The sequence below is a fragment of the Xenorhabdus budapestensis genome, assembly GCF_017743015.1.
Lineage (GTDB): Bacteria > Pseudomonadota > Gammaproteobacteria > Enterobacterales > Enterobacteriaceae > Xenorhabdus > Xenorhabdus budapestensis.
The window spans coordinates 4,333,039-4,350,909 of the sequence record NZ_CP072455.1; the positions used below are offsets into that span (position 1 = coordinate 4,333,039).

The 17,871-nt window shown below is 41.8% G+C and carries 14 protein-coding genes and 4 pseudogenes; 10 read left to right on the forward strand and 8 right to left on the reverse strand.

The features are described 5' to 3' along the window. Positions 1-3: 3 nt before the first annotated feature. From HGO23_RS20115 to HGO23_RS19335, 3 genes are all read right to left on the reverse strand, one after another. Positions 4-174, reverse strand: coding sequence for an IS3 family transposase (locus tag HGO23_RS20115; RefSeq protein ID WP_425330503.1), 171 nt, complete (start codon positions 172-174; stop codon positions 4-6). A 53-nt stretch (positions 175-227) separates the two neighbouring features. Next, positions 228-911: an IS3 family transposase gene (locus HGO23_RS19330; RefSeq protein ID WP_209028834.1), complete on the reverse strand. Its 684-nt coding sequence runs from the start codon at positions 909-911 to the stop codon at positions 228-230. Between the two features lie 235 nt (positions 912-1,146). Next, positions 1,147-1,806, reverse strand: a complete 660-nt coding sequence (locus HGO23_RS19335; protein ID WP_209027534.1) for a 50S ribosomal protein L11 methyltransferase — start codon at positions 1,804-1,806, stop codon at positions 1,147-1,149. Between the two features lie 179 nt (positions 1,807-1,985). On the opposite strand from HGO23_RS19335, the gene HGO23_RS19340 reads away from it, so the two are divergent. From HGO23_RS19340 to HGO23_RS19360, 5 genes and pseudogenes are all read left to right on the forward strand, one after another. Then, positions 1,986-2,222 carry a hypothetical protein gene (locus HGO23_RS19340; RefSeq protein ID WP_099136793.1) on the forward strand — a complete coding sequence of 79 codons (237 nt, stop codon included), beginning with the start codon at positions 1,986-1,988 and terminating at the stop codon, positions 2,220-2,222. Beyond that, complete coding sequence (locus HGO23_RS19345) at positions 2,215-2,607, forward strand: hypothetical protein (protein ID WP_209027535.1); 393 nt, start codon at positions 2,215-2,217, stop codon at positions 2,605-2,607. Before HGO23_RS19340 ends, HGO23_RS19345 begins: the two co-directional genes overlap by 8 nt. 592 nt (positions 2,608-3,199) lie before the next feature. Next, complete coding sequence (locus HGO23_RS19350; protein WP_209027536.1) at positions 3,200-3,520, forward strand: hypothetical protein; 321 nt, start codon at positions 3,200-3,202, stop codon at positions 3,518-3,520. Positions 3,521-3,831: 311 nt separating this feature from the next. Continuing rightward, positions 3,832-4,667: pseudogene (dinD, locus tag HGO23_RS19355) on the forward strand (DNA damage-inducible protein D). A gap of 328 nt (positions 4,668-4,995) precedes the next feature. Next, a pseudogene (locus tag HGO23_RS19360) lies at positions 4,996-6,078 on the forward strand (tyrosine-type recombinase/integrase); the annotation flags it as partial. 7 nt (positions 6,079-6,085) lie between these two features. On the opposite strand, the gene HGO23_RS19365 reads toward HGO23_RS19360, so the two are convergent. Together HGO23_RS19365 and HGO23_RS19370 are read right to left on the reverse strand one after the other, a co-directional pair. Further along, positions 6,086-6,487 (reverse strand): hypothetical protein, encoded by a 402-nt coding sequence (locus HGO23_RS19365; protein WP_209027537.1) that lies wholly within the window; start codon positions 6,485-6,487, stop codon positions 6,086-6,088. Further along, the gene (locus HGO23_RS19370) at positions 6,466-7,839 is read right to left on the reverse strand and encodes an MFS transporter (RefSeq protein WP_209027538.1); all 1,374 of its coding nucleotides are present in this window, start codon (positions 7,837-7,839) and stop codon (positions 6,466-6,468) included. Before HGO23_RS19370 ends, HGO23_RS19365 begins: the two co-directional genes overlap by 22 nt. Positions 7,840-7,929: 90 nt before the next feature. On the opposite strand from HGO23_RS19370, the gene HGO23_RS19375 reads away from it, so the two are divergent. The 4 genes and pseudogenes from HGO23_RS19375 to HGO23_RS19390 form a co-directional block, all read left to right on the forward strand. After that, complete coding sequence (locus tag HGO23_RS19375; RefSeq protein WP_209027539.1) at positions 7,930-8,820, forward strand: LysR family transcriptional regulator; 891 nt, start codon at positions 7,930-7,932, stop codon at positions 8,818-8,820. Positions 8,821-9,507: 687 nt separating this feature from the next. Further along, a pseudogene (locus tag HGO23_RS19380) lies at positions 9,508-10,353 on the forward strand (Fic family protein); the annotation flags it as partial. Positions 10,354-10,743: 390 nt separating this feature from the next. Continuing rightward, positions 10,744-12,045 (forward strand): CmlA/FloR family chloramphenicol efflux MFS transporter, encoded by a 1,302-nt coding sequence (gene cml, locus HGO23_RS19385; RefSeq protein WP_209028836.1) that lies wholly within the window; start codon positions 10,744-10,746, stop codon positions 12,043-12,045. A gap of 234 nt (positions 12,046-12,279) precedes the next feature. Beyond that, positions 12,280-12,442 (forward strand): annotated as a pseudogene (locus HGO23_RS19390) (ISKra4 family transposase); the annotation flags it as partial. Between the two features lie 81 nt (positions 12,443-12,523). On the opposite strand, the gene HGO23_RS19395 reads toward HGO23_RS19390, so the two are convergent. Both HGO23_RS19395 and HGO23_RS19400 read right to left on the reverse strand, forming a co-directional pair. Further along, entirely contained in the window at positions 12,524-13,477 is a 954-nt protein-coding gene (locus HGO23_RS19395; RefSeq protein ID WP_099136789.1) for an Rpn family recombination-promoting nuclease/putative transposase, read from the reverse strand. Between the two features lie 184 nt (positions 13,478-13,661). Then, positions 13,662-15,077: an MFS transporter gene (locus HGO23_RS19400; protein ID WP_209027540.1), complete on the reverse strand. Its 1,416-nt coding sequence runs from the start codon at positions 15,075-15,077 to the stop codon at positions 13,662-13,664. Between the two features lie 95 nt (positions 15,078-15,172). Between HGO23_RS19400 and HGO23_RS19405 the strand changes: the two genes are divergently transcribed. Beyond that, positions 15,173-15,829: a helix-turn-helix transcriptional regulator gene (locus HGO23_RS19405; RefSeq protein WP_099136787.1), complete on the forward strand. Its 657-nt coding sequence runs from the start codon at positions 15,173-15,175 to the stop codon at positions 15,827-15,829. 81 nt (positions 15,830-15,910) lie between these two features. On the opposite strand, the gene HGO23_RS19410 is transcribed toward HGO23_RS19405, so the two are convergent. Next, a complete protein-coding gene (locus HGO23_RS19410; protein WP_209027541.1) occupies positions 15,911-17,560 on the reverse strand; it encodes an LTA synthase family protein in 1,650 nt (549 codons plus the stop codon). Between the last annotated feature and the right edge of the window lie 311 nt (positions 17,561-17,871).

The following is a 17,871-nucleotide window of genomic DNA, read 5'->3' on the forward strand; positions in this document are numbered from 1 at the left end:
TGCTCAAGAAAAATCGGACACTTTTACGAAGGCCATTTCATATTCCACGGGTGTTAAATCATTATTGGCCGTGTGCAATCGTGTTAAATTGTAATAATGCAGATAATCCAATACATCTTTTTTCCTCTCTGCCTGGTTTTCATGATGGGTTTTGAAGAGCCAATCCTGTTTCAAACTGCCAAAGAAACGTTCGACAACAGCGTTATCCCAACACGCCCCGACATCCCCTAGCTTGCTCTCATGTCATAACTGCTGAGCAAGTCCCGGTATTGCTGGCTTGTATATTGGCTCCTTCTATCACTATAAAAAACACAGCCTTGTGACGGCTGACGTAAGTGATACGCTTTCATTAAGGCCTGGCTGATCAAGGTTGTATCTATTTCCGTTGAGATCTGCCATCCCACTATCCGACGTGAGGACAAATCCATCACAATAGCCAGATATAACCAACCTTCGGGCGTCTTCAAATAGGTGATATCTCCTGCCCAAACTTCATTCGGCGCCAACGGATTAAAGTTCCGGTTAAGTAGATGACAGGCTGTTGATATCGCTTTACCTTTGCGCGGAGCCCGGTAGCGCTGCCGCTGTCTGACGGATAATCCGAGCTGATTCATGAGCTTTCGGGTCCGATAGTCACTGATGGTAAAGCCTTCTTTGCGTAATTTTTTCGCCAACATCCGATAGCCTAAACTTTCCCGGCTTTCTTTAAAGAGTGCCGTTGCCTTTCGGTGTAATTCGCGTTGCTCATCAGAAAGTAACCGAACGGGTTTTGCCTGCCAGGCATAAAACGTGGAACGACTGACTTTCATCACGCGACATAACTGGCAAATGGGAAATGGCTCTGCATGTTCTTTTATGAACCAACATCTTACAGCAGTTCTCTCGCAAAGAAGGCGCTCGCCTTCTTTCAGATCTCCTTCTCCATTTTTAGCTTTTTCGTTTCATAAAGACACCTTAATTAAAGTCATTCTATTCCTTTACCAAAGTGTCCGAATTTATTAAAGCACAACAGTCTCCGTGAGCCGAAAATCCTAATCAACCTGAACTCTGTTTAAGAAAGGAAAGATAATATGGAAGCCAAGTTTTTATCGCTTTGGGATAATATTATATTAAGACAACATTTTTTATAGAAGCGGTTAATGACCTTTATTTTTTTATTTCATGAAAACTCCACCATATCCCAAATTTTTTCTCTCTTTTTTCTTTGTACAAAACGGAATACTTTTGAAGTGTTTTGTAGAATGCCTTCATTGGGCCAAATTCTGCGAAGGTCATAAACATTACCCCTTCATCTGTCAGATAGTTACGATACTGGCTAAGAAGAGTTTCTCCGTAACTTGATATGGTATGTCCTGAAAGGCTTTTTTCTGACCAAAACTCAGGAGAAATTGGCCCATTAGCAAATATATAATCATATTTACCTTCGACAGACTCAAAGAGATTACTATTCATAAAATGGATGTCAGTAATCTTATTCAGATAAGCATTATTTTTGGCATGATATAATATATGGTCATCGACATCTGTTGCTATTATCAAAGATGCACCATTAAGGGCAGAATAAATGGCAAGAACACCACTACCAGTTCCTATATCAAGAACTTTTTTCCCCATAAAATTATGATGCCTAATATTTTTTATAAGTAATGGTGTAGAATGCGTTTGTAATGGGGATGGAAGAAATGCTTGAGGAATAACAGATAAATTAATCCCTGCCAGTGATATTTTCACAGGGATTCCATTATTCATTCTTAATCTTTCCTGCTCCAACCACCATTTTATATAATTTTTGCTATTCTTATTCATAGTAAGCTCTTTTTGTCAAGATTATTTTCAATTATTAAGAATAGATACAGTCGAGAGTTTTTTATTTCACATGCTCCACCATACAAAGATTGGTGTTTATCACTTCATTATAATAAAAACTAATGACTAATAGAGATCTGTATAAGTCAAAACAGTTTCATTTCATAATGGTGGGAATAATGCTGGAAATTTGTTTGCAATCTCTGCACATTACTGTTTCTGTGGCTAAGCCTGTCTTTTGGGATATTGCTGCCACCAAGTCTATCAATATGCTGCTAATTGCCGCTATTACAGATTTTGTTATGGGAGGCTCTTCCTCGTTAGGTAGGTTAAAGCAGCTTTGTAAGTTTAATATACCAACCTGTAGTCGAGGTCCTCACTTTGGCTCAGTTCCAATAGGACAAATTTTTGGCTGATCGCGCCAATTGGGATTTGAAAGCCCATTTAAGTGGGAATGCCCACTTTGACGGTAACTCATTGATATTAAATCAAGCTGCAAATATGCAGTCTGCTTGTATTTTAACCACCAGACTTATTGTCGGTTGGTTACCTCGTTGCATAGAGCAAGAACTGCCCCTCTTTAAGAGGTTCAGTTTGAGCACTGAAAATATCGGTATGCAAAATGATGAATATTTGTGCCGACGAAAAACGTCGATGCAAAATTCAATATCCGATAATCGAACTTTGAACGTAACTGATAGTTACTCGCAAATGACTTTGTGCATAAATGATATTGACTCACAAACTTTGCACACCTCTTTAAGAGGAGCACAAAAGAGTGAGGCAGAAACAAGGGGTTAAGTCGCTTTGTCCAGCCCCTTATGTCCAAGCAATACGTTGAAACACAATGCATTTATTGTGTTTGTCCAGCACATAAAGTAACCATAGAGGTATTCTCTGAGAACCAAAGTGAGGACCTCGGATAAATCAACGAGTTATCCAACTATGGTGAAGATCACCACGGTTGCCACTGGTTATTGCTTCCGTGAGCGTGGTACAGATATGGCACAGTTATTGACAGTTATTTTTCGTATCTGTACCACCTTAATTGATTGATATAAAAGTAAAATGTTCCAAGTGGTACAGATGGTACAGTTATTTCGTGTTTTTTTCGTTAGGGCGTGATTTTCGAATAAATTTGCTAAGTCTCTATTGTGAAAATCACAACGCAGGTGGGCTTGAGTTTAAGCCGTCATAGTAAAATCCTTATAAAACAACATGGTCAAAATCGTGACCATCTTTAAGGTGTGATATTCCACCTTGGGTATTGTGATTTCCGCAATACCTTTTGCTGAATGTAACTGAGTGACTCCATACGTATTACGTTCGCAGTGATTTAACTGACTGATTTTCATCATGAAGAAAAAACAAGATCATCTATAGGTGGTGGAAAATGGCACGAAGAAAGCAAAAGAATTCACAAGCTACAGCAGCCACGGTCACAGGAAAGATAACCGTTGCCCCCAAGCGCATCAAGTGCCAGACAGGGAAAGTAATGGCAGTCGCTACCATGCAGGTACAGAGCGATAAGCGCAGTGATTACCCGCTGTGTGTCGTGGGCTTTGATGAAATGGCGCTGTCGGTGATGCTGTTACAGAAAGGTCAGGTGATCACTGTTACGGGAAAGGCTTCTTACTGGCGGGGCTATCAGTTGGCTGTCATCTCAATAGGTTCCGAGGCAATACGTCGCGACCTCTATAGCTCAGAGCGTTAAACGTACCAACCTATTTCATCTCACTGAATGCGATATTCGTCGTCAGTCATTAGCTCAGGACGTTTAGTGTATTGACTTCACTTCATTGATTGTGGGGATATCAGATGACGACAAAGGAAATGATTAATAAAGTGAAAGGTAACAAAATAATGCGGAGGTTCAACTACCGAGGATTTTCCGGTAGTTCGATAGCCACGGTGAGATTACGGAGAGGGTTATTCTTGGATGGCATAACAGTATTTGAATTACACTAAAGGTAAGCTATCCGTATTATCAATCTATACCACTAACAAATATGAGAGGTTCGATACATGGAGCAACACCACCAGCCATTTGAAGAAATAAAAAGAATTGATGAATCTGGTATCGAATTCTGGTCGGCTAGAGAGCTTTCTAAGCTTCTTGAATATTAAGAGTACCGTCACTTCACGCCTGTTTTAGAACGAGCTAAAGAGGCCTGCTCCCATAGCGGACACAATATTGAAGACCATTTCGAGGATGTCCTCGATATGGTCAATATTGGCTCAGGTGCACAAAGAAAATTAAAGGATGTAATACTGTCTCGCTATGCCTGCTACCTCGTTGTACAAAATGGCGATCCTAGCAAGCCAGTGATAGCGGCAGGGCAGACATATTTTGCGATTCAAACTAGACGGCAAGAGCTAGCAGATGATGCAACATTTAAAAGACTACGAGAAGATGAAAAGCGGCTATTCCTGCGCAATGAGCTAAAAGAGCATAACAAGCAGTTAGTTGAAACAGCCCAGCGAGCAGGCGTAGAAACAAATATTGATTTTGCCATTTTCCAAAATCACGGCTACCAAGGTTTATACGGTGGACTAGACCAGAAAGCAATCCACCAGCGAACCACCAGCGAAAAAGCTTAAAAAAATCACAGCGAATATTAGATCACATGGGGTCAACAGAGCTTGCTGCTAACTTGTTTAGAGCAACCCAAGCCGAGGAAAAGCTGAGACGAGATAACGTAAAAAGCAAAACACAAGCAAACCAGACTCATTTTGACGTTGGAAGAAAAGTAAGAGATACGATCCAAGAGTTGGGTGGAACAATGCCAGAGGATTTACCATCACCAGAGAAAAGCATCAAACAATTAGAAACGATAGCAAAGAAAAAACTCAAAAAGTAATCACATCGCTAATATATGACTTTCATGATTGCACACATTTCAATCATCCCAGTGGTACACCTCGATTTAGCGTGTACCCAAGGGTATATTCCTAGAAAATATTGAATAGAACAAACCCAGTAATGACAAGACCTAATACCTCATACTCAATGAATAGATTCAAATTTCAGAGAAAATCACAAAGCCAGATATATTGTTATATCTGGCTTTTTTACTATCAGAGCATTGCAGAACGAATCACAGTAGCGCATGGTTATCGTGTACCACTAGAGATCATGAAACTCATTTAGTGGTACACGGTCATTTTTTTACATTGGAAATTGCACAAATGCCGAAGCTCACTGACAAAGAGATCAGAGCATGGATAAAATCCGGTGAAAGGTTCGAGGGAAGAGCGGACGGTAACGAGCTATATCTATGCTATCGAAAAACCTTTAAACACCCTATATGGCGTTTTAGGTATAAGTTCGCAGGTACGCCCAGAGTGATAACTCTAGGCTCATACATTGCTCTATCACTATCAAAAGCAAGAGAATTCACCAGAGAGCTATCAGCCCGTGTTGCGTTGGGCTATGACGTTGCTGGGGAAAAGCAGGAACGCAAAACCGAAGCACTGGCAAAAATTGAAGCTGAAAAGAACTCCATCAAAGTATCAGATCTCGCGGCTGAATATTTTGAACGTCAGATACTGCCACGCTGGAAACACCCCGACATACTCCGCAAAAGAATAGATAAAGACATTAATCCTCGCATTGGTCATATGAAGCTGGAGGACGTGAAACCCCGCCATATTGATGAAATGCTCAAGAGCATAGTAGACAGAGGCGCACCAACTATGGCGACCGATGTTTTCCGGTGGCTAAGGCGCATGTTCGATTATGCTATTAAGCGGCAGATGATAGAAATTAACCCGTGTTCAGCTTTCGAGGTTGCGGACGCTGGTGGAAAAGAAGTATCACGCGATAGATGGCTAACCAGAGAAGAATTAATCATTGTGCTGAGGGCGGTTAGAACGTCTACGATCAGCCGTCAGAATGAAATCAGCTTTAAAATACTGTTAGCTCTATGCTTGCGGAAAATGAAACTATACGGCGCACGATGGCAAGAATTCAACTTTAAACAGGCTGTATGGCACTTTCCGGCAGAACGTAGCAAAAACGGTGATGCGGTAGATATTCCACTGTGCCCACAGGTTATAGAGTGGTTTATGGAGTTAAAGACTATGGCTTGCGGTAGCCAGTACGTTTTACCAGCCAGAAAAATGCAGCATCGTATGATCCCTCATATTCAGGAAACAACCCTGTCCGTTGCGCTTGCCAAAGTAAGACGAGCAATACCTATTGATATGCCTAACTTCACTATTCACGACTTTAGACGAACTGCCAGAATCCACTTAGCCGCATTAGGTGTTTCCATTTCTATTCCACAATGGCTGTTTCATGCAGGTATCGCCAGCTGACGTAGCCTGTATGGATATCAATAATTACTACAGACCAACGGACCTGCGTAGTTCCTGCACTATGATGGGTTTCGCGATAGCGACATATCACGCTTTCTGCAGTTTCAGCCAGCGTCTCGCAGGCATCGATATCAATGTGCAGCTGGGGGCGAGTCCCTACGTTGTTACGAAACAGATTTTCTACTTCAGTGAGACCGATGCGGTGACCTTTTATTGTTATCATGCTGAAATCATTACTGAAACTATTCAGTAGTTTCTCTAGCGCGGATGGATAATCCTCACGACCGGAAAATACCTCCTCTATCCATTGGTGAAGTTCGATCACACTGTGGTGAGCAATTAATTCTTTTTCTGATTGCATAGAGATTCCGTTTTTTGGCTAAGTTGTATGAGTTTTAACAGGGGCAAAAATAAAAATCCCAGCCCGGCGGCAATAAGGAACGAGTAGTGATAAGCAGATGTGGTGGTGGTTTGCTGCTGTAACAGATTAAAAATAAGAGTAAAGAATGCAGCGCCGACGCTAAAAGACATCTGGCGATTCAGGTTCCAGACCGTGCTGGCTCGTGCTAGACGTTCACCGTCAAAATCCAGCATTGCGGTGGTCTGAGCTGTGTTAGCAGCAATGCCTCCTCCCGTGCCCATCAGCAAGTAAGCTGCAACCAGCAGTGGTAGTCCATGCGCAGCCCCGATCAGCGACAGAAGCGCGATTCCTACGGCGTGCAACATCAAACCAGCAAAGAACAGCCTTGCTGCTCCAATACGGTTATAGAGACTACCGCAAGCCATCATGGCACAGAACGATCCGCCAGCGTACAGTACCATTAGCAGTCCCGTTTCACTGGCAGACCAGCCGAGTACCTGCTGCAGATAGAAAATATTGAGTAGGTTAACGCCAGTAAATATGCCTGGCACAGCGTAGTAAACCAAAACAGAGAAGCTCATACGCTTATTGCGCAATACGCTCAGATCGAGAATCGGATGGACTACGCTGCGAGCGTGTTTGATATAGAGTAGGCTAAAAACAATACCTGCCCCTGCTAATGCGAGAGGAAGCCACCGACTGGTAGCACTGGCATACAGTGACATACCTAACAGTAGATTGGCAAGCGCTAGACTCACCAGCAGCAGACCCATGAGGTCTGGTCGGCGCGCTGTGGTTTTTTCTTCTTTGATCCACAAAAATGCCAGTAACGCCGTGATGAGACTGAAGGGAATATTGCAGAGAAATACCCAGCGCCAAGACAAGTGATCGACGATTATTCCTCCAGCTCCAGGTGAAATGGCAGGTGCAATCAGCGCAACAGCCATAATCAATGTCGATATTCTAGCTCGCTCATTCTTTTTAAATAACTCAAAAGTAAGTGCCTGACCTACCGGGATCAGTAAACCGCCTCCTAACCCTTGAATAAACCGGAACAAGATTAGTGATGCAAAATCGCTGGACAGACCTGATAGTAAAGCACCCACAGTAAATATTGCCATGGAAGCCGCCATGGTCAATCTTGCTCCAAAATAACTGGCTAGCCAGGTACTTAGTGGAATAATGAGAGTTAGTCCCAGAATATAGCTGTTTGCCACCCAAGCGACACTGGATTCAGAAATACTCAGTTCACGAGCAATATCAGGCAATGCGATTGCTGACATAAAAATATTTACGCAGTCAATGAAAAATCCTGCTAAAAAAATAAAGGCAATACGATAACGATATGTCATTTTATCCTCCGGCGCGGAGTCTAATTTAACTTGACCAGTAGTGTCGATTAACTTAAATTGAACTAGTTGTTTATTAATATTTAACAGTTCATGTCTTTTAATCATTTAAATCGAATTCAAACTTTCCTTGCCGTGGTCGATTGCGGCTCATTTACGCGCGCAGCAGAACGGCTTTTTATCAGTAAAGCCATGGCCAGTGTTCATGTAAAATCTCTGGAGGAAGTACTGAATGTACCGTTGCTTATTCGCAATACTCGAGGTATCACGCTGACCGAAGCTGGTGAAGTGCTGTATAATGATTTTCAGGAAATATTTTTTAATATTCAAACATCTATTGAGAATATATCGGATAGTCATCGTTCCCTGTCTGGAACCTTGAGTATTACATCCACGGCGGAATTTGGTGAGCAATTTTTACTGCCTTTGATAGGTGAATTTTGCAAACTTCATCCGAGGTTAGATATCTGCTATTACGCAAATTCATCATTAAATGATTTAGTTTCAGAACGGCTCGATCTAGCAATTCGTTTAGGTACTTTACGTGACTCAGCGTTAAAAAGCCGAAAACTCGGCAGCTATGCCATTGTCATAGTGGCCTCTCCTGAATGGCTAAAAAACAACCCCATTCAGTCTGTTGATGAGTTAAATTCCGTACCATGGATTGCTAACAGTAATTTACAAACTCCAACACAATGGACGCTACACAACGATAGAAGGGAAGAGTTTGAGCTTCGCGCAATGGCCAGATATCATTCAAATTCATCCTCATCTATTAAGGCAATGACTCAGGCTGGGCTCGGCGTAGCTATTCTGCCGGAATGGATGGTGAAAAAAGAAATTGCAAAGAAAGAGTTAGTTCGGTTGTTTCCCGACTACAGTTTGCCCGAACAAGATATTACGATTGTTTTTGCTGGTGATCACCGCATTCGTCTCAAATGCCGCGTTTTTATTGATTATTTGATACAAAATTTGCATTTTTAATTTAGGATGATTCTTGAGATGTAGAGATTCATAAAGTCAGGGCATTATTTTTCTTTATGCCTCCTCCACTCATCGAACAAAAAATTGACCTTGCTCAACCCAATCTGTAATGTAATAACCTGTTATTAAACACGATCCACCGCCTGCAAGGATCCCCCATTAGCTCCCGACGAAATACACCTCAACCTTTTCACCAGATAGGAACGTTTAGTGTACTGACACTACTGATGAAAGACATCGACAGCCGCAGAACACAAGCTGACAGCATGGAAGAAATAAGAGATATTATTAATTCCTCACATAACTTATAAGGGTAAAATTTATGGATTCGATTCTGAAAAAAGACACATTTACACCTTATCTTGCAAGTCAGATAGCTATTATTGCAATTTTTAACCTTTTTATGTGCAAGTAAAATTAGTCATCCACCCAAGCTAGAGTATCTTGAAAATTTATTTAATGCCCGTGATATCTCGCTGATTATTACCGCGTTATTATCATATTTCTTTGTGTTTGAAAGAGGGCATACCTTAGCAACAATAATCATTAAAAACAGCATGTTCTCTACGATAACCAAAGTCATCCGATTGGTGGAGTTGTTCTTAATTGTGATGTCTCTTTTTGTAACTTCAATATCTCCACCACACCACCGCTAACGCATAAGCTGAGGCGGTAAACAGTGATGATATAGATGAACATTTTAAACGTGGCGGCGAAATAACGGAGTATTTTATAAGAGAATTGCATTCCCTTGCTGTAGATAATTTACAACGCGAAGGAGATAAAACACCCGGTCAATATCGCCATTATGGTGTAAGCATAGAACAATCAGAGCATCTTCCACCTGATAGTATACAAGTACCTGGCTATATGAATGAATTAGCTTCTTTCATTAACCGTGCGGGCAATCCTAAATACGATTTAATGAAGATAGCTCTTGCCCATCATCGCTTTGGTTGGATTCATCCCTTCAGCAACGGAAACGGTCGGACAGTAAGATTGTTAACTTACGCACTACTTATCAAGTATGGATTTAATGTTCAAGCTGGCGGTAGAATTCTCAACCCTACAGCAGTGTTTTACAACGATAGAAACAAATATTATGAAATGTTATCGAAAGCAGATCTTGGGACCAATGAAGGACTTGAAGAGTGGTGTACTTATGTATTAAGTGGTATCTCTACTGAGCTAAAAAAGGTTGACCAGCTAACTAGTTTACAATTTTTGAGTCAGAAAATCTTATTTCCAGCAATAGCATTTTCTTTAGAAAAGGGTGTGTTAAGCGATATCGAAGCAAAAATACTGAGAAAAGCTGTTATAGCGGGCATTATTAAGGCGGGAGACTTGAAAGAGGTTTTACCTGAACTTAAACCAGCGCAAATAACATATCAAATATCTAAGCTAGTAGAACAGAAACTATTAAAGCCAATATCAGGTAACGCCAGAAGCTACACAATTGATATATCTCATTCATATCTGATAAGAGGTGTAGTTCGATCATTAAGAAATGAAGGGTTCGTTTCTGTTTTATAGTTACCAACACCCTATCAATATTGAGCGTGACAAAAGGACGGGTAGTTTACGGTGAGGATTATCCTTGGAAAGCATATCCACCAGCGAACATATTTTAATTAACCTAGTGGTACACCTCGATTTAGCGTGTACCCAAGGGTATATTCCTAGAAAATATTGAATAACGAAAACCCAGTAATGGCGGGACTTCAAACTATCTACTCAATAAATAAATTCTCCAATCAAGCCAAAATGGTTAGAAATGTTGAATAATTATCTATAGAGTATCATCCGTAATTTAAGACTCTTTGCATCTCAGCATGAAGATCTTACGATACAAATTCACTACAGGATAACCCACATATGAGCACTCTCAAGAAGCGCAAAACAGATAGATAAGCCGCAGCAACCATAGTTTTTTCGGTTGTTGCGGCGTTCTCAGGAACCACTCAATTCTATGAGCACGCCGTCAATTCCTTAACTTTAGGAGATGGATTCGTGTACTCAAAAAATTTTTCCTGGCGATATTCTCTTACCGCCACAATATTATTGTTATCCCCATTCGATTTACTGGCATCACTGGGTATGGATATGTATCTGCCCGTCGTTCCTCTCATGGCCGATGTACTCGGTGCCGAAACAGGAACGATCCAGCTAACGTTGACGGTATACCTGGTTCTAATAGGAGTCGGTCAGCTTCTATTTGGCCCGCTGTCAGATCGGTTCGGCCGTCGTCCTGTTTTGCTTAGTGGTGGAATTGCTTACATCGTTGCTTCATTCGGCCTTGCCATAACTTTATCACCAGAAGTTTTTTTGGGCCTCCGAGTTATTCAAGCCTTTGGGGCTTCGGCATGTCTCGTAGCCATGTTTGCGGCTGTACGCGACATCTATTCGGGACGGAAGGAAAGCAATATCATCTATGGCTTGCTCGGCTCTATGCTTGCCATGGTTCCGGCAGTAGGCCCTTTGCTCGGAGCACTGATTAACACCTGGCTGGGGTGGCGTGCAATCTTTGGTTTACTAGGATGTGCAATGGTAGTCGCTGTTATTACAGCCTGGAAACTCTGTCCAGAAACCCGGCAGCAACGGGCGACAAGCTTACAGTGGTCGCAACTACTTCTTCCTGTAAAACGCCTAACTTTCTGGCTGTACACACTCTGCTACAGTGCAGGTTTCGGCAGCTTCTTCGTTTTCTTTTCGACTGCACCCTGGGTAATGATGGGCCGACAAGGATTATCACAGCTTACCTTCAGTTTGCTATTTGCAACTGTGGCTATCGCAATGATGGTGACTTCACGAATTGTAGGAGATTTGATTGTTCGGTGGGGAAGTCTGAATATGTTACGGATGGGAATGTGCTGCCTAATAGTAGGAGCACTGCTGCTGGCTGTTGGAGAGATACTCATACCTGAATCGGTATTTGGCTTCATAATCCCAATGTGGCTTATTGGTGTTGGCATATCTACTGGAGCTTCTGTGGCACCTAATGGCGCCCTTCGAGGCTTCGATCATATCGCTGGTACTGTTACAGCACTCTATTTCTGCTTAGGGGGATTACTGTTAGGAGCAGTTGGAACGTTCACCATTACACTTTTATCCAATGCCACTACCTGGCCGATTATCGCTTATTGCCTGATTTTGGCAACAATCGTGCTTTGTCTGTCCTGCTTTATTAACAATGAAGGGCACAAACAACTGGATCAAAATCATTAAACGGATGATCTATGGATACCGCGATACGAATGATTTCTTTCTGAAGCCTCGTATCGCGTGTCCTGATAATATTCCATTTCAAGCAGTTGGTTTAAATTGAATTATTCAAATAGTACAAATAGCAATACATTGTGTGAGTTATCAACAAAACCTGCCGAGTTTCGCCTCCGATAAAACTTCAACTACTGAATTCTCAATGTTGAAATTATCGATATGCCATATATACGATTTAAAATGCTCCCTAGTTATGGCGAAATGTATCGGCACGGAGAGCCAATTTCTTCCGTATTTGTTGAATCCACAATCAATGAAGTGATATCAAAGCGCATGGTGAAAGAAAACGCAGCAAATGCAATGGAGCCAACAGGGTGCACATAACTTACTGCAAACTCAATCCTAATTCATACCATTATTATAGTCCTTACCCGCTCCGAAAAACGCGGGTAAGAGAACACGAAAAAGGAATAAAGATGAGGGGTTATTGCAGGGAGAGCAGTTCGTCACGGCTCAGGCCGGTACTTTCCATAACTAGTTCGATACTGACACCGTTTTTTAACAGGCTACGCGCCATTTCTAATCGCGCCTCACGTTGACCTTCTTCCCTACCTTGCTGGAGGCCTTGTAAAATGCCTTGTTGAATGCCTTGTTGAATGCCTTCTTCCCGACCTTTTTCCTGTAATCGTTGAGCAATACTCATAATCACCTCCTGATGACTATCTGCCTGTTCAACCAGTTGCTGGATCACCTGTTCAAAATGCGGTGAATCCATCGTGATAAACAGGTAATTAAGGATAGTAACCACATCATTGTCACTATTATAATTGTGTTTAAGGGCCTGTGCCAATAGCGTGGTCACGACCTTAAACCCCTCCCGCAAATTTTTATGCTTCATCGCCAGTTCCATCACGGCGATTTTGCGATGATTCACCAGTTCGTTATCATCAATTACGGTCACATCAACTAACGGAAACGGATTAAAGTACATCTCTTCCGCCAATTCTGGCAACGAAAAGCATTGCGTCCAGGTCTGCTGGAAAGGATAAGGACTACTATCACCGTGGTAAAACAAAACGGGCACAACCAACGGCAGTTCCTTATTTCCCTGTTGCAGATGCTGATTCATGGCCATAAACGCATAATGCATCATTCGCCACGCCATCATTTTATCTGGAGTGGACTGGTGTTCAACAAGGACATAGATATAGCCATCCCCCTGTTGCGTTTGCACCGAATAGAGGACATCCGACATTCTCGAACGCAACTGTCGGTCAATGAATGAAGAATTGGTTAACGTTAATGTGCTAATGTCACACAGTTGCTTAATTTTTTCCGGCAGATGAATGTCAAAAAAATCTTTGGCGTTTTCAATCTGAGTCATGAACCCTTTGAAAGCCGCATCATGAGGTGTGGGTGTGGTCTTTTTATTCGTCATACTCGTCCGTTGCCATTTGAGGTTTCTCTTAGCATTGAAAATAGAGAGTATATACAAAGAACAACACTTTGAATGCGTGGCCCAGAATTTAATAAATATGGCTGACATACTGCAAATAACAAATATTTCTTATGCATTGGTTTTCTATAGAAAGCCAATGCACAGATTATACTATTTGCCTATTTTACGACTGTTCTACTGTAATCCTTGCTGATTTCCATGCAGTCAATAACGCCAATATTGGTGCAATAGAGAAAAGTAAAAATAACCAATGGGAAGAAGAAACGGCGCCCTCAATACCGCCGGGCTGATAAAATCCAAATATGTTGGTGACCATACCAGCCAATGCAGAGCCAAATGCTGTGGAAAATAGCTGAACGGTAGTAATAGATGAGCCGACAATGTTTTTATCAGTATCACTGGAAACCTGCAAAATGCGGGTCAACAAATGAGGCCAACCAAAACCGACACCAAAACCAAATAGCCCCAAGCCAAAAATTATCGGTAATATTATTTGCCACTCTCCCGCTGACTGACAGGGCAACATTACAAGCAATATCAACATACCAATAAACATGAAAGCAGGACCACTTACAATCGCAAAGCGAATTTTCTCACCCTGCCAACTAGCACTGAGCATTTCCCCAATCGTCCAACCAATTGCCGCAGTGGCAACCATATAACCAGAAACTAAAGGAGATTGCCCGTGCAGAATTTGCAGAAAATAGGGAACAAAAACATCACCCGCTAACCCTATCACTAAAAGTGATATAGTCGCGAATAAGATTAGATGGGGAGAGTGCCAACTCAACGCATTTTTTGGAAATAATTTTGCTGAAGTTCGCGGTTCATAGATAACCAATAAGGATACCAATATTACTGCTGTAACAATACCAAGAATATTGATACGCACATCTTGTGACAAACTTCCTGAGGAAACTGCGAGTACAGAAGCAGATAACAAAATAAGCTGCACAGCGGGTAAAGCTGTTTTCGTTGTATTCTCTACCTGTTTTTGGGGAAGAATCCGATAAGTGAATAAGGCGTACAACAAAGTAATAGGCAACATAATGCCAAACGCATAACGCCACACATTCATTTCAGCAAAAATGCCACCAATAGCTGGCCCGATTAGAGTTGACACCCCCCATACTCCTGAAATTAATGCCATCGCTCGTGGCCAAAGCGATTGTGCAAACACCAGATTAATCATCGAATAGGAAAGTGCAAAGAGAAATCCGCCTCCAAGCCCCTGAATGGCTCTCCCAATCAGCATGATTTCCATTGTAGGTGCGAAAGTACAAAATAAACTGCCGATGAAAAAAACCAGGGCCGCAACCAAATAAGCATTTCTTGCGCCTGATGTACTCAGTAGTCTCGCTGAGAGTATCGATCCGATAATAGATGCCACAACAAACAGCGTTGTATTCCAGGCATAGAGGTTCAATCCCCCGATATCCTTTACTACAGAAGGCAAAATCGTAATCGCAATTAAAGTATTTACAGCCATCAATCCCACACCCAGTGAAAGCGCTATCGCACTCGGTGCATTTTTACTGGAAAACAGATCCCTCCAGCGATTTTCCTCAGTCATTACCATGATTATTATTCCTGAACTCAGGTTGAGTTGTGAAATTTGTTACGTTAAATTAAACAAGATAAATCTTGAAATAAATTACTGTCAGGTTCAACAATATGTCAAGCATAGACTTGGAAAATAGCATGATAACACTACAATCTGTGAGTGAACGATTATTGATGCTATTAAAAACGCGAGGCGCTATGCAAGCTGCTGATGCTGGTAAGATATTAGGCACCACAGCAGAAGCAGCCCGCCAACAGTTTGTGAAACTGGCTAAAGAGGGTCTGGTTGAAGGGCACTCAGAAATAAGGGGTGTCGGTCGTCCGATTCAGCTTTGGTATCTGACCGACAAAGGGAACGCTAAATTTCCCAATACTCATGCAGAATTAACCGTCCAGATGATTACAATTATCCGCAATCAATTGGGCGAATCAACTTTGGATTTAATTATCAAATCTCGTGAAAAAGAAGTTACTGATAATTATAAGACCGCAATGGAAGGAGCAACTGGATTACAGGAAAAAATTGAGCGTCTGGCTAAAATACGCTGCCAGGAAGGTTATATGGCTCAATATATCGTTCAGGAAGATAATTCAGTTTTGTTTATTGAAAATCACTGCCCAATCTGTGCTGCCGCCAGCATATGCCAGGGTTTTTGTCGCGCTGAACTCAAAATGTTTCGGGAAATTCTGCAAGCACAAGTGGAAAGAACTGAATATATTCTGAACGGTGCCCGACGCTGCGCTTACCGCATTACACCATCGAAATAGGCCAGATAAAGCTTACATATAAAACCTACACAATTGAGCCCGTGTAGGTTTTATTTGCATAATATTTACACTATGCCCAGGTTATTCTCTACCTGCCACAAATAACTGCTGGTAAATATAATGTTTATAGCTCTCCACCAGCGCTTTGTCCTGACAGTCATTAAGCGCACCACCACATAAATGACGCATCGTTATATTAGCCTGATAGAAAGGCGGAACTGTTAGCCGAGTCCTTTCCAAAATCATCCCTCCGAGAAAAGAAATATCTGTCAGCTTGCCGGTGGTCATAGGCGCTCCTTGTTGCAGATTATCCCGCATCGTAAATTGGGTCAGATACGCCGGATCGGGCAGTGAAGAGGAATACTGGTTAAAATGGATATTTGGTTGATGATCGCCAAATGAGAGAAAAACTGTCGGTTTATCTCGTTTAGTCACAAATTCACTGAATTCCTTGATAGACGGATCCGATGTCGTGATCTTTTCCATATAGTGGCTGAATTTTCCTACTGCTGATGAATCTTCAAGTTTGCCCGTCAATCCATAATCGTCGCTATGGTTCTCTTCATAAGGCCCATGCTCGTACATAGTCAGGGCGTAAATAAAGATAGGTTTATCCGTCTCCTCAGTCAGGATAGTTTTCACGTAAGACAATACATCTTGTGTCCTGATCTGCCACAAATTTTCATCCATACTTGCTGGATAACCCAACTCTTGTGGCTGGATAATGCGATCAATGCCCAGTGTCTGGTAAGCATGTCCGGCATGATAGGCAGATTTATTAAATGGCGTCAGTACCACAGTGTAATAGCCATTGTCTTTCATGGCACGAAACAGGCTATTTTGCAGATGATCAACCACAAAATAAAACACAGAATTTTTACCCGAACCGAAGTCATCAGTATCTAATCCAGTCAGGATAGAAAACTCTGATAGCCATGTTCCACCACCAAAGGTTTGCACCCGGAGTGGACTTTGCGCGCTAACCCCCGCATCGTGCTGAAACATAAAAAGGTCTGGTAACCGGGTATTCGTCGGTAACTGATAAATATGCGGATTAACCGTAGATTCCTGCAATAATACAACCACATCCGGTTTTACATCTGACTGTGGTTCAGGCAGAGTGACGTTTTTCGCCTGCTGCAAAAAATAATCCGCTGATATACCAAATTTAGGAGATTGATACTCTACATCTTTAGCTGACATAACCATATTGGTCATGGTTCCACGTCCTTTGGGTAATTCAGCCTGCCATTCGTTATGGTAAGCATTGACGGTAAGATTGACACTCCCAGCACCGGCAGCAACCAATACAACACTCAACGCCCGCCATTTTAGTCCTCGCACCGGATTTGCGCTTCTCCAGCTTAGGAACATATTGAAGATTAGCCAAACCAGCATCGCTACTACCGCAAGACCGGCTAACCAATAGTGGCGCAGTGTTTCCTGATTTGAAGGATCGAGCATAATATTCAAATCAGAGAACATCAGTTGGTCTTTATAGTAATGAATTTTTAGCTGGTTAAGGAACTTGATGATAATAAAAAGGGTTCCGGTAAATACTGCGGAAAACAACCAACGTGCTGAAATAAGAAATACCAGTCCGAAGAGGGTACTAAATACACCAACAGAAACTAACGCGGGGTAGATATCAGCACTTTTTTCAAATACTAATACCAGGGCTGCGATCAGTAATATCCCCAAATAGACCCCTGAGATTATTTTTTTCTTCATACTCTACTGTATTCCATGCATGAGTCCAGTTTCACATCAGCCGATGAAAATAGCACAGGTCTCTCGATATACTGTAGACAAAATAAAGCCATTTTTTCAGTACCTAGTGTGCCAACCTGGCAGATAAAGCTAAGTTTAAAAAAATCTATCACCATGATTCCATTGTTAATACTATGCTGATTAATTCAATCGGAATTAACTATTAAATTTGAAATTTGTTGAAGAATTTGGCGATCATAGTGACAAATAAGGGTATTATCAGAATGAAATGCTGTTAATAACTATATTTACAATCTAGGTTAGATTAGATT